General features: G+C 70.6%; 12 protein-coding genes. 7 read left to right on the forward strand and 5 right to left on the reverse strand.

What is annotated here, in order from left to right:
- Positions 1-3 precede the first annotated feature (3 nt).
- From AC1MEY_RS10025 to AC1MEY_RS10035, 3 genes are all read left to right on the forward strand, one after another.
- Positions 4-927: a choline/ethanolamine kinase family protein gene (locus AC1MEY_RS10025; RefSeq protein WP_480230491.1), complete on the forward strand. Its 924-nt coding sequence runs from the start codon at positions 4-6 to the stop codon at positions 925-927.
- A 4-nt stretch (positions 928-931) separates the two neighbouring features.
- Entirely contained in the window at positions 932-3,427 is a 2,496-nt protein-coding gene (locus tag AC1MEY_RS10030) for a GcvT family protein (RefSeq protein WP_480230492.1), read from the forward strand.
- A 64-nt stretch (positions 3,428-3,491) separates the two neighbouring features.
- Positions 3,492-4,700 (forward strand): alpha/beta hydrolase family protein, encoded by a 1,209-nt coding sequence (locus AC1MEY_RS10035; protein WP_480230493.1) that lies wholly within the window; start codon positions 3,492-3,494, stop codon positions 4,698-4,700.
- Positions 4,701-4,707: 7 nt separating this feature from the next.
- On the opposite strand, the gene AC1MEY_RS10040 is transcribed toward AC1MEY_RS10035, so the two are convergent.
- Positions 4,708-5,625 carry an alpha/beta fold hydrolase gene (locus AC1MEY_RS10040; protein WP_480230494.1) on the reverse strand — a complete coding sequence of 306 codons (918 nt, stop codon included), beginning with the start codon at positions 5,623-5,625 and terminating at the stop codon, positions 4,708-4,710.
- Between the two features lie 139 nt (positions 5,626-5,764).
- On the opposite strand from AC1MEY_RS10040, the gene AC1MEY_RS10045 reads away from it, so the two are divergent.
- Positions 5,765-6,418 (forward strand): response regulator transcription factor, encoded by a 654-nt coding sequence (locus tag AC1MEY_RS10045; protein ID WP_480230495.1) that lies wholly within the window; start codon positions 5,765-5,767, stop codon positions 6,416-6,418.
- Positions 6,419-6,423: 5 nt separating this feature from the next.
- On the opposite strand, the gene AC1MEY_RS10050 is transcribed toward AC1MEY_RS10045, so the two are convergent.
- Positions 6,424-6,783, reverse strand: coding sequence for a response regulator transcription factor (locus AC1MEY_RS10050; RefSeq protein ID WP_480230496.1), 360 nt, complete (start codon positions 6,781-6,783; stop codon positions 6,424-6,426).
- Between the two features lie 110 nt (positions 6,784-6,893).
- Between AC1MEY_RS10050 and AC1MEY_RS10055 the strand changes: the two genes are divergently transcribed.
- On the forward strand, positions 6,894-8,438 hold the full coding sequence (locus AC1MEY_RS10055) for a histidine kinase (protein ID WP_480230497.1): 1,545 nt from the start codon (positions 6,894-6,896) through the stop codon (positions 8,436-8,438).
- Between the two features lie 7 nt (positions 8,439-8,445).
- Here AC1MEY_RS10055 and AC1MEY_RS10060 read toward each other — a convergent pair whose 3' ends face one another.
- The 3 genes from AC1MEY_RS10060 to AC1MEY_RS10070 all read right to left on the reverse strand — a co-directional run bounded on the left by AC1MEY_RS10060 (position 8,446) and on the right by AC1MEY_RS10070 (position 11,512).
- Complete coding sequence (locus AC1MEY_RS10060) at positions 8,446-9,882, reverse strand: amidase (RefSeq protein ID WP_480230498.1); 1,437 nt, start codon at positions 9,880-9,882, stop codon at positions 8,446-8,448.
- A gap of 48 nt (positions 9,883-9,930) precedes the next feature.
- Positions 9,931-11,007: a TerC family protein gene (locus AC1MEY_RS10065; RefSeq protein WP_480230499.1), complete on the reverse strand. Its 1,077-nt coding sequence runs from the start codon at positions 11,005-11,007 to the stop codon at positions 9,931-9,933.
- 271 nt (positions 11,008-11,278) lie between these two features.
- The gene (locus tag AC1MEY_RS10070; RefSeq protein ID WP_480230500.1) at positions 11,279-11,512 is read right to left on the reverse strand and encodes a hypothetical protein; all 234 of its coding nucleotides are present in this window, start codon (positions 11,510-11,512) and stop codon (positions 11,279-11,281) included.
- 143 nt (positions 11,513-11,655) lie between these two features.
- Here AC1MEY_RS10070 and AC1MEY_RS10075 point away from each other — a divergent pair, with 143 nt between their 5' ends.
- A complete protein-coding gene (locus tag AC1MEY_RS10075) occupies positions 11,656-12,069 on the forward strand; it encodes a VOC family protein (RefSeq protein ID WP_480230501.1) in 414 nt (137 codons plus the stop codon).
- 39 nt (positions 12,070-12,108) lie between these two features.
- Positions 12,109-12,759, forward strand: a complete 651-nt coding sequence (locus AC1MEY_RS10080; RefSeq protein ID WP_480230502.1) for a nitroreductase family protein — start codon at positions 12,109-12,111, stop codon at positions 12,757-12,759.

Consider the following 12,759-nt stretch of genomic DNA (forward strand, 5'->3'; position numbering starts at 1 on the left):
CGGGTGTCGTTCGCCGCGCTACCCGACGCCGAACTCGACGAGCTGCTCGGCCAGTTCCCGGCGCTGGCCCGCGGGCCCCGACTACTCGAGGATCTCGACGGGGGACTGACCAACCGCAACGTCAAGGTCACCACGCCCACCGGGATGTACGTCGCCCGCTGCTGCGACTCGGCGACGAGCCTGCTCGCCATCGACCGGGACAACGAGTACGTGAACTCCCGGGCCGCGGAGGAGGCGGGGGTGGGCGCACCCGTGATCGACTACCGGCCCGATCTCGGCATCCTGCTGATCGGCTTCGTCCCCGGCCGCACCCTGTCCGACGACGACTTCGCCAGACCGGGCGTGCTCGCCAAGGTCGCCGCGGGATGCCGCACGCTGCACGGCGGGCCGCGTTTCCGCGACGACTTCGACATGTTTGCGATCCAGTCGCGTTACCTCCAGACCGCCCACGACAACGGCTTTCGCATCCCCGACGACTACGAGTCCTACGCCGGCCAGTTCGCCGCCATCGGTCGGGCACTGGCGGGCGAGCACGCCACCGTCCCCTGCAACAACGACCTGCTGGCGGCCAACTTCGTCGAGGACGGCGACCACATGTGGCTCATCGACTACGAGTACTCAGGCAACAACGACGCCTGCTTCGAACTGGGCAACGTGTGGCGGGAGTGCCGGCTGTCGCTGGATCAGCTCGAGGAACTCGTCACCTGCTACTACGGCAGGCCGCTGCGCCACAGGATCGCCCGCGCACGGCTGCAGGGCACGGTGTCGCAGTACGGCTGGACGCTGTGGGGCTGCATCCAGAACGGTTCCAGCCCCTTGGACTTCGACTTCTGGGGATGGGGGATGGAGCGCTACGAGCGCGCCGTCGCCGAGTTCCGGGGGCCGGACTTCACCCGCCTGCTCGACGACGCCTCCGCACCGGACTGAAGGAATGACGACAGTGGCCCAGCACACCGACACCGGCCTACCCGACCGCGCCCGGGTGGTCGTCATCGGCGGGGGCGTGATCGGTACCAGCGTCGCCTACCACCTGACCAAGCTCGGTCATACCGACGTGCTGTTGCTCGAGCAGGGCCGGCTGTCGTCCGGAACCACCTGGCACGCAGCGGGTCTGGTGGGCCAGCTGCGGGCATCGGAGGGCGGCACGCGGCTGGTGCAGTACTCCACGGCGCTGTACACCGAACTCGAGGCGGAGACGGGCCTCACCGCGGGATACCGGCAGTGCGGCGGCGTGACCGTGGCACGCACCGAGGACCGGATGGTCCAGCTGCGGCGGACGGCGGCCAACGCCGCCGCGTTCGACATGGAGTGCGAGCTGCTCACCCCCGACGAGGCGCTCGCGCACTATCCGGTGATGCGCGTGGACGATCTGGTCGGCGCGATCTGGCTGCCGGCCGACGGCAGGGCGAACCCCACGGACCTCACCCTGGCGCTGGCCAAGGGCGCCCGGATGCGGGGCGCCCGGATCCGCGAGCGCACCAGGGTGATCGGCATCCTGACCGAGGGCGGCGACGACGATCGGCGGCGGCCCCGCGTCACCGGGGTCCGCACCGACGCCGGTGACGTCGAGGCCGACGTCGTCGTCAACTGCGCCGGCCAGTGGGCCAAGCAGGTGGGCGCCATGGCGGGGGTCAACGTGCCGCTGCACTCCGCCGAGCACTTCTACGTGGTCACCGAATCCATCGCCGGGGTCGGCACCAACATGCCGATCCTGCGCGATCCCGACGGCTACACCTACTTCAAGGAGGAGGTGGGCGGTCTGGTGATCGGCGGGTTCGAGCCCGAGGCCAAGCCGTGGGTCGGTCCGGACGCCATCCCGTATCCGTTCGAATTCCAGCTGCTGGAGGAGGATTGGGAGCACTTCCAGATCCTCATGGACAACGCCCTGCTGCGGATCCCGGTACTGGAGGAGACCGGGCTGAAGAAGCTGTACAACGGGCCGGAGAGCTTCACGCCCGACAACCAGTTCATCCTGGGCGAGGCGCCCGAGTGCGACCACTACTTCGTCGCCGCGGGGTTCAACTCGGTCGGCATCGCGTCGGCGGGCGGCGCGGGCCGGGCACTGGCGGAGTGGATCGTCGAGGGCAGCCCCACCACCGACCTCACCGGCGTCGACATCCGCCGGTTCGCCGCGTTCAACGGCAACAACCGCTGGTTGCACGACCGGGTCGCCGAGGTGCTCGGCCTGCACTACGAGATCCCGTGGCCCAACCGCGAGATGAGCACCGCGCGGCCGTTCCGCCGGTCGCCGGTGCACCACCTGCTGGCGGCCGCGGGCGCCAACTTCGGCAGCAGGATGGGCTGGGAGCGGGCCAACTTCTTCGCACCCCCCGGTCACGACCCCGTCATCGAATACTCCTGGGGCAAGCAGAACTGGCTGCCGTGGTCGGCCGCCGAGCAGACCGCCACCAGGACGGCGGTCGCGGTGTTCGACCAGACGTCGTTCTCGAAGTACCTCGTCACCGGTCCCGACGCCGAGGCCGCCCTGCAGTGGCTGTGCACCGCGGACATGGCCGTCCCCGTCGGCACGTGCGTCTACACCGGGATGCTCAACGCCCGCGGCACCTACGAGGCCGACGTCACCGTGACCCGCACCGGCGCGACCGAATACCTGATGATCAGCAGCGCGGCCAGTACCGAGCGCGACCGGGACCACGTGCGCCGGAACATGCCCGCGGGGCACCGCGCCGAACTCGTCGACGTGACGTCGGCGATGGCGGTGTTCGGCGTGATGGGGCCGCGGTCGAGGGAGCTGCTGTCCGCGCTCAGCGACGCCGACCTGTCCGACGAGGCGTTCCCGTTCGGCACCAGCCGCCGAATCACCCTGGGCTACGGCATGGTTCGCGCCACCCGCATCACCTACGTCGGCGAGTTGGGCTGGGAACTGTACGTGCCCGCGGAGTTCGCCGTCGGCGTCTACGACGACCTGATGGCCGCGGGCGAGGCGCTCGGGGTGGCCCGCGGCGGCTACTACGCGATCGAGTCGCTGCGACTGGAGAAGGGTTACCGGGCCTTCGGCCGCGAGCTGACCCCCGGTGACAACCCGGTCGAGGCGGGGCTGCTGTTCACGTGCAAGCTCGACACCGACGTCGACTTCCTGGGCCGTCCCGCGGTCGAGGAGGCCAGGGCGGATGGGCCGCGGCGCCGGGTGGTGAGCTTCGCGGTCAACTCACCCGACGCGATGCTGTGGGGCGGGGAACTCGTGCTGCGCGACGGCGTCGTCGCCGGCCAGGTCACGTCGGCGGCGTGGGGGGAGACCACCGGCGCGTGCGTCGGACTGGCCCACGTGCGCTCGACCGATGGCTCGCCGGTGCGCGCCGAGTGGATCGACACCGGTGGGTACGAGGTGAACGTCGGTGGCACGCGGTATCCGATCACGCTGTCGCGCAAGGCCGTCTACGATCCCACGAATGCCCGGATCCGGTGATCCGGACACCGACCGAGAGGATGGACGCCCGCACGATGGATGTCGCGAAGGGAACGGACGAGGCGTGAAGAACCTGGTGGACGACGCGGAGATGAACGCTCAGCTCAGCCGGACGCTGATCGCCGTCGCCGCCGAGGCGGCCGACCTCGGCGAGGCGATGGCGACGGCCGAGCGGACGCGGGCGGGGGACTACGACTCGTGGTTCGACGAGTGGTCGGCGACCGCCGAGGTGGCGCGCCGGCTCGGCGACGAAGCGCTGGCGAAGGGCCGCGCCGTGACCGCCCGCAAGGCGTACCTGCGCGCCGCGGAGTACTGGCGGCAGTCGTTCTTCTTCCTGCGCCGCGACGTCAAAGACGAGCGGGTGCAGCGGGCGTGGCGCAACCACCGGGCCGCGTTCCGCGCGGCGCTTCCGCTGCTCGAGTGGACCAGCATCGTGGCCGAGATCCCGTTCGAGGGCGCCACGATGACCGGCTACCTGTTCAAGGCCGCCGACGACGGAGTGCCACGTCCGACGGTGTTGGCGCCCTGCGGATTCGACTCGACCGCCGAGTCCGGCTACGCCGCGACCGGGTACATGGCGCTGCCGCGGGGCTACAACTTCTTCGTCTTCGAGGGCCCCGGGCAGGGCGGCATGCTGGTCGAGCACGGCACGGCCCTCCGGCCCGATTTCGAGGTGCCGTTCGGCGTCGCGTTCGATTGGCTGCTGGAGCAGACCGGCGTGCACCCGCAGGCGGTGGCCGTCCTCGGCCGCTCGTTCGGCGGATACCTGGGCCCGCGTGCCGCCGCCTTCGAGCAGCGGGTGGCGGCGCTGATCGCCGATCCCGGCCAGTACGACTTCGCGTCACGTCTCGGCGCACTCGCCGCGAGCGTGCCCGGTGATCCGGATCGGTTCCTGGACCGGGTGCGCGACGCCGACCCCGAGGTGGACGCCGCACTCGAGGGCCTGGTGACCGACGCCCGGTCCCGGGAGTGGTTCGGGTCGCGGATGGCCGCCATGGGCGCGGTCACCGTGGGCGACTTCCTCCGCAGGCAGCTCCAGTTCAGCCTCGAGGGCGTCGCCGGCGAGATCCGCTGCCCGACGCTGCTGACCGAGGGGGAGGGCGACTTCGCCGCGCAGGGCGAGGTGCTCTACGAGCAGCTGACGTGCCCCAAGCGGCTGACGACGTTCAGCGCCGCGGAGGGCGCGGGCGGGCACTGCGAGGGATTCGGCGCAACCCTGTTCGAGGGGTACGTGTTCGACTGGCTCGACGGCGTGATGGGCCGGCCGGGCTGACCGTCGCTCAGCGCTTCCCGTCGACCTCGTCCCAGAGATCGATCAGCGAGCCGATGATCTCCTCGGCGACACCCAGGCCGCCGAGATGGCTCTCACCGGGCAGCGCGGTCAACTGGGCGTCGGGAAGCCGGGCGACCACGTGCTCACCGTGCGCGAACGGCACGATGTGGTCCTTGTCGCCGTGCCACCAGCGCACCGGCACCTTGACCTCGTCGAGCCGGAATCCCCAGTCCTTGGCGAACACCGCCACGTCGGCGAACGGGGCGGCGAGCTGCTTGCGGCTGCCGTTGAGCAGGTCGTCGAGGAACATCGCGCCGAACTCGGGGCGTTCCAGCAGGCGGCGGTCGCCGGGAGGGGAGATCCGGCCGTAGGCGTACAGGGCGACCGGCGCGATGGGGCGGATGGCACGCACCAGGCCCACGGCGGCCAGTCGCAACGGCAACCCGACGACGGGCAGGGCGGGGGCGATCTTCGAGCCGAAGCCCATCAGGCCACCGCCGATGCCCTCCTCGCCGACCGTCGGCGCGACGCCACCGAGGACGCCGGCGACCACCACGCGGTCGGGCATCGCGGCGGCGCAGGCCAGGGTGTACGGGCCGCCGCCGGACAGGCCGATGACGGCCATCTGCCCGATGCCCAGCACGTCGGCGATGGTGCGGAGGTCGTCGGCGAAGGCCAGGACGTTCGGGTACTGATGCGGTGTCGACGAGCCGATGCCGGGGCGGTCGATGCCGATCAGCCGGATGCCGTGGTGCGCGGCGTAGGCACGCGCCTCGATCGGGATCTGGCGGCGCGCGCCGGGCGTTCCGTGCAACCAGAACATGGCGCGGCCGAGCGGGTCGCCGAACTCGGCGAACCCGAGCTGGCGGTTGGCCCCGACGGCGACGTTGCCTTCCAGCTTGGGGCGATCGATTGACATGACCATGAGCAAGAGTGTCGCACGCACGCCATGCCGTCCCGACCGGCTTCGCTGCATCGCTTACGCGCGAACGTGGCAAACGGCCGCGGGACGACGATGCCTGTCAGCGAGCGTCGAAGTGGCTGTGGGTGCGACAATTCCCGGAATGAGTGCCATACGGGTGGTGGTCGCCGATGACGACGTCCTGCTGCGGGAGGGGTTGTCGAGCCTGCTGGAGCGTTCCGGGTTCGACGTGGTGGGTCAGGCCGGCGACGGCACCGGTCTGCTCGACCTGGTCCGGGATGCCGAACCGGACCTGGCCGTCGTCGACATCCGGATGCCCCCGACGCACACGACCGAGGGGCTCGACGCCGCCAAGAAGATCCGCGAGGAGTGGCCCGGCGTCGCGATCCTGGTGCTGTCGTCGCACGTCGACGTCGACCACGCGATGGAACTGCTCGCGGGCGGCCACTCCATCGGATACCTGCTCAAGAGCCGGGTGACCGACGTGGCGGACTTCGTCGACACCGTCGGCCGGATCGCCGGTGGCGCGTCGGTGGTGGACCCCGCACTCGTCGCCGAACTGGTGTCGGCACGCCGGCGCGACGATCCGCTGGGTGCGCTCAGCGCCCGCGAGCGCGAGGTGCTGACGCTGATGGCCGAGGGGCTGTCGAACGCGGGCATCGGGCGCCGGATCTGGGTCACCGAGGGCACCGTCGAGAAGCACGTGCGCAGCATCCTGACCAAGCTCGGCCTGCCGGAGGCCGGCGACGACCACCGTCGCGTCCGCGCGGTCATCATGTACCTCGACTCGCTCTGAGCCGGTCAGTCCCGCCCGTCGACGAGTTCCCGGATGGCGGCGGCCGACAGCGCGAACTTCGGGACGAAGCCCAGCGCCGGACTGGCGGCGATCATGTCGGCGAAGTCCTGTTCGGAATGCGTCGAGATGAGGATCGTCGACGGCGCGGGCGTGTCACAGCCGTGCAGTTCGGCGACCAGGTCGAAGCCGCTCTCGGCGCCGAGGTCGACGTCCACCAGCGTCACGTCGGGATGCAGGTCGCGGTACTGCGCGAGCGCATCCTGGGTGTTACTCGCGATGCCCACGACGTCGATGCCCGCCCGCTCCAGCATGCTGCGCGCGGCATCGCGGAAGTTGGCGCTGTCGTCGACGATCAGGCAGCGCACGAGGTACCTCCTGAATTCGACATGCCTCGAGTGTGGCAGCGCGGCGCGACGCCGGCATTGCTGCTAGCGGGAATCACCGTATTACCGCTGACGCACTACCATCCGGATCGATGACCGACCACGGAGAACGTCTCGATGGGCAGCGACCGCTCCGCAGTCGTCTGCTCGGGGTGGTGCTGCGTCCCGACGCCCGCCCGCTCGGCTGGGGGATCGTGGTCGCGATCGGCTTCCTCGCCGTCGAGACCGCCGTCGTGCTGGTGCTGGCCCGGGTGGCGCCGGAGAACGCGTTCGGCGCGATCTTCCTGCTGGGCGTGCTCGTCGTGTCCGCCGGGTGGCACGTCGGGCTGGCGGTCGCGATGTCGGTCGCAAGCACGCTCGTCTACCTGTACTTCCACCTCGACGGCGTCGCGGCCGCGCTGTTCGTGTTCCTGCCCGTGGCGCTGCTGGCCAACGTCCTCGCCGGCCAGGCCCGGTTGCGAGCCGCCGAGTCCGAGCGGCGTAGGCGCGAAGCCGACGCGCTCGCCCGTCAGCAGGCCTCGCTGCGGCGCGTCGCCACCCTGGTCGCGCGCGGCGCCGAACCCGGCGAGATCTACCCGGTGGCCGTCACCGAACTGGCGCACGGACTCGGCGTCGAGCACGTCACGCTGACCAAGTTCGAGTCCGAGGACACGTGCGTGGTGCTGGCGGCCGTCGACGCCACCGACCGGCTCAAGCTGGTGGTGGGCGAGCGGCTGTCGCTCGACGGCGACAGCGTCACCGCCCGGGTGCACCGCACCGGCTCGCCGGCCCGGATCGACGACTACACCGGGGTCGAGGGGAGCATCGCGACGCGCCTGCGCGACCTGGGGCTGCGCTCGGGGGTCGGCGCGCCCGTCGTCGTCGACGGCGTCTGCCGGTGCGCGCTGATCGTCGGCTCGGCGCGTGCCGAGCCGATGCCGCCGCAGGCCGAGGAGCAGATCTGCGACTTCGCCGATCTGATCGGGACGGCGATCCGCAACGCCGAGAACCGCGAGGAACTCAAGGCCTCGCGCTCACGGATCGTGGCGGCGGCCGATCAGGCGCGCCGCGGCATCGAGCGAGACCTGCACGACGGCGCGCAGCAGCGCATCGTGTCGCTGGGTCTGGGGCTGCGGACGCTGGAGGCGTCGATGCCCCAGGGCGACCCGACGCTGCGCCAGCAGGTGGAGAACCTCATCAACGGCATGGCCGACCTGTACACCGAACTGCAGGAACTCTCGCGGGGCATCCACCCGGCGATCCTGTCGAAGGGTGGGCTCGCGCCCGCGCTGAAGACGCTCGCTCGGCGCTCGGTGGTGCCCGTCGGCCTCGAACTGTCGGTGGCGGGCCGGCTGCCCGAGTCGATCGAGGTGGCGGCCTACTACGTGGTGGCCGAATCGCTGGTCAACGTCGCCAAACACGCCGAGGCGTCCGAGGTCGTGGTGCGGGCGACGCTCGACGACGCCGGGTTGACGCTGGTGATCGCCGACGACGGCATCGGGGGAGCAGCGACCGGGGGCGGCAGCGGTCTCATCGGCCTCAAGGACCGCATCGAGGCGGTGGCGGGTGAACTCGCCGTCGCGAGCCGGACCGGCGTGGGCACGACGATCACGGCACGCATACCGGTGCCGGCCGCAAACCCCGTCCCGGTGGACTGACCTCGCCTCAGGCGCCGATCCAGGCGGCCGGGTGGCGATCCCGCCACGGCATCGCGTCCTCGAGCTGGGCAGCCAGCTGGAGCAGCACCGTCTCGTCGGCCGCCATCAACTGCACCCCGATCGGCAGACCGTCCGCGCTGACGCCGAGCGGCAGGGAGATCGCGGCCCAGCCGGTCACGTTGGCCAGGGTGGTCCATCCCGTCGTCGCGAACTCCACGTCGAAGAACGCGCGGGTGGTGCCGCGGGGCCGGTCGAGCAGGGCGTACGGCGGCGGTAACGTCAGCAGCGTAGGCACCAGCAGCACGTCGTGATCGCCCATGCCCGCCACGAACCGCCGGGTCTGGGCGTGCACGGCACCGATCGCCTCGGCGTAGGCCACCCCGGTGGTGTGGAGGCCCTCCCGGATCATCACCCAGGTGCTCTCCTCGAACTCGTCCTCGCGGGGTTCGCGGCCCAGGTGGTCGGTGGCGAAGGCGTGCAGTTGCGCGTTGCTCACGGTGTGCAGCACGGCGATGGCGTCGGCGACCGCGTCGGGATCGATGGTCGGCGCGCCCGCGTCGACGTGATGACCGAGCCCGTGCAGGACGGTGGCCACGGCGTCGACGGCGGCGGCGACCTCGGGATGCGTCGTCGCACCGGGAAACGGTGACGCGGTGGTGGTGAGGACCTTCTGCGCCGCGACCGGTTCGGCGAGCGCCGCGAGGAACCCGGTGGGCCGCGGCGCGGTGTACGGGTCGCCGGGTGCGGATCCGGCGACCGCGTCGAGCAGGGCGGCGCTGTCCCGGACGGTGCGCGTCAGGGCGTGCTCGTTGACCAGGCCCTCGAGGCCGTGCCCCGCGCCGGGGGCGAACGACGTCCGGCCGCGGCGCGGCTTCAGGCCCACCAGCCCGCAGCACGACGCGGGCACCCGGATGGAGCCCGTGCCGTCACCTCCCGAGGCGGCGGGCACCACGCCGGCGGCCACCGCGGCGGCCGACCCGCCGCTCGACCCGCCGGGCGTGACGTCGGCCGACCACGGGTTCGCCGTCGGCCCGAAGAGCGACGGCTCGGTGGTGCAGTGGTTGCCCCACTCGGGGGTGTTGGTCTTGCCGAACACCACGAGGCCGGCGTCGAGGTAGCGGTCGACGATCCAGGCGTTCTGCCCTGCGACGTGCGTGCGCAGTGCCCGCGAGCCCATCGCCTCGGGCGCACCGGCCAGTGACGCGCCGAGGTCCTTGAGCAGGAACGGCACACCCGCCAGCGGGCCGACCCGCTCGACCGCGGCAGCCTGCCGGCGCCCACGGTCGAACAGGTCGGTGACGACGGCGTTCAGGTCGCGCGTGGCGTCGACCCGGAGGATCGCCGCCTCGAGCAGGTCGGTCGCGGTGAGGTCACCGGCGGCCACCAGGGCGGCCTGCCCGAGGGCGTCGATGTCGGCCAGTTCACGTGCTGTGGTGAGGTCCATCGACTCGGATCATGCGGGCTGCCGATCCGATCGGCAACCCGACCGGCCCTAGGGCGAACCGGGCAGGTTGCGATCCTTGTCGACGGGCTGCGTGGGGTCGGCGGTGTCGTCGGCCCGAGCGGTGTCGTCGCCGTCGAGCGTGTTGATGTCCGCGACGTCCTTCTTGTCGACCACCCGGGTCTTGTAGAGGCTCGCGACCGTCGTGACGATCAGCGTCACGATGATCACGCCGAGGCTCAGCAGCGTGGGGATCTCCGGCACCGGGACGTGCTCGCCGCCGTTGATGAACGGCAGCTCGTTCTCGTGCAGCGCGTGCAGGACGAGCTTCACGCCGATGAAGGCGAGGATGAACGCGAGCCCGTACGACAGGTACACCAGCCGCTTCAGCAGGTCACCCAGCAGGAAGTACAGCTGGCGCAGACCCATCAGCGCGAACACGTTCGCGGTGAACACGATGTAGGGCTCCTTTGTGAGCCCGTAGATCGCGGGGATGGAGTCCAGCGCGAACAGCAGGTCGGTGGTGCCGAGCGCCACGATCACGAGGAACATCGGCGTCATCAGACGCTTGCCGTCCTCCTTGATCCACAGCTTCAGACCGTCCCACTTGTCGGTGATGGTGAAGTGCTTGCGGGCGAACTTCACGACGGAGTTCTCGCCGTCGTCGTCGTGGTCGGTGTCGCGCACCAGCGTGATCGCCGTGTAGACGAGGAACGCGCCGAAGACGTAGAAGATCCAGGAGAACTGGTTGATGGCGACCGCGCCGAGCGCGATGAAGATGCCGCGGAAGATCAGCGCCAGGATGATGCCGATCAGCAGTGCCTCCTGCTGATACTTCCTGGGCACCTTGAAGCTGGCCATGATGATCAGGAAGATGAACAGGTTGTCTATCGAGAGGCTGTACTCGGTGAGCCAGCCCGCGAAGAACTCGACGCCGTACTGGCTGCCGTGGAAGTACGTGACCCAGACGCCGAAGGCGATGGCCAGGCCGACGTAGAAGGACAGCGCGATCGCGCATTCCTTGAACGTGGGTTCGTGAGGGTTGCGGGCGATGAAGATGATGTCGAACAGCAGTACGGCGAGCGTCACGCCCAGTGTCACTGCCCACTCGATGGTGGTTACGTTCACGAGAAAGTCCTCCGGTCGCGACAAAACGGCCGAGGTCTCTGCCACCGCATGATGCGGCCCGCGGCACCGGCCGCCCAACGTTGGACGACGTGATGACGAAACCGCGGCGAAGGAATACTCCCCTCGCGGCACAGTCTGTCAGATCGCTGCCAGTCCGGAAAATCGGCCCGTGCCGCGGCGTGTCCGTGCCCGCGCGTTCCGGGTGCGCGTCGTACGTGCGGGTACGGCGGGATTTCGGCCGTTCGGCCGCCGTAGCCGCACGTTCGGCGGGTCAGTCGGCGTCGGCGTTCTCGGGTTCGCGCACCACCTGGTCCGGCCGCATCCCGGAGACGAGCCACAGCGCGATCAGCACGTCGGCCGCCGTGATCAGCAGTCCCCACCAGTACATCCACTTGATCGACGGGTCGGGCTGCAAGGCGAAGAAGAGGACCAGGAAGATCGGCCCGACGATGCCGCACACGAAGGTGCCGGCCTGGATGCGCACGTAGCGCCAGAACGTCTGCACCGGTGGTCCCTCCTCGCATGGATGCGGTGAGACTACGGTCGCCGGCCGCGACGCGTTCGGCCAATCGCCGCCACGACGTCCACGCGCGTGCTTGACGAACGGCTACGCTCCGACGCGGAAGTACCCGACTGCGATCGCGCGAGGTGACCGTGAAGCTCGACCTGCTCAGCCCCACCGTCGAGATCGGGTTGGTCACCACCAACCTCGACGCGATGGTCGCCTTCTACGAGGGCTTCCTCGGGTTGGAACTGCAGGGCGAGATCGAGTTCGCCGAGGGTTCGCAGCGCAGATACGTCCTCGGCGGGAGCGTCCTCAAGCTCGTCAGCTATCACACCCCGCCGGCCGCCCCGCCCGTCGCGGGTGGCGGCAAGGCCCAGGGCGGACTGCGGTACTTCACGATCGGGATCACCGGGTTGGGCGCGGCGGCCGAGCAGATCGCCGCGGCCGGCTACGAGATCGTCGAGCCGCCGACCGAGTTCGCGCCCGTGCCGGGGATGGGGTGGATGTTCATCGCCGATCCCGACGGCAATTCGATCGAGCTGTTCGGGACGCTCTGAGCGCCTCGCACCGCTGACGAGAAGGGGACGACGCCCGTCATGCCGGACACCCGAGACGACGTCTGGGAGGTCATGTCGACCGCCAGGACCATCCGCAGGTTCACCGACGAGCCGGTCGACGACGCCGTGCTGGCCCGGTGCATCGAGGCGGCCACGTGGGCGCCGTCGGGTGCCAACGCGCAGGCCTGGCGCTTCGTGGTGCTGCGGTCGGCCGAGCAGCGGGCCGTGGTCGCCGAGGCCGCGCGTCAGGCGTTGACCGTCATCGAGGAGGCCTACGGCCTGACCCGTCCCGCGGTGGACGACGAGTCCCGGCGCGCCCGGGACAACCGCGCCACCTACGAGTTCCACGACCGCGCAGGGGAATCCACGTCGATCCTGTTCGCCCAGCAGCGTCTGCGGCTGGCGTCGGACATGCTGCTCGGCGGCTCGATCTTCCCGGCGATGCAGAACTTCCTGCTCGCCGCGCGTGCGCAGGGGCTGGGCGCCTGCCTGACGAGCTGGGCGTCCTACGGCGGCGAGACACTGCTGCGCACCGCGATCGGCGTGCCCGACGACTGGATGCTCGCCGGACACGTCGTGGTCGGGTGGCCCAGGGGCAGGCACGGACCGGTGCGGCGGCGGCCGTGGCAGGCCGCGGTCAACGCCGATCACTGGGACGCGCCGGCGCCCGGGATCACGTCGCTCGGCTGA

It is taken from the genome of Mycobacterium sp. PTI7, assembly GCF_056679845.1.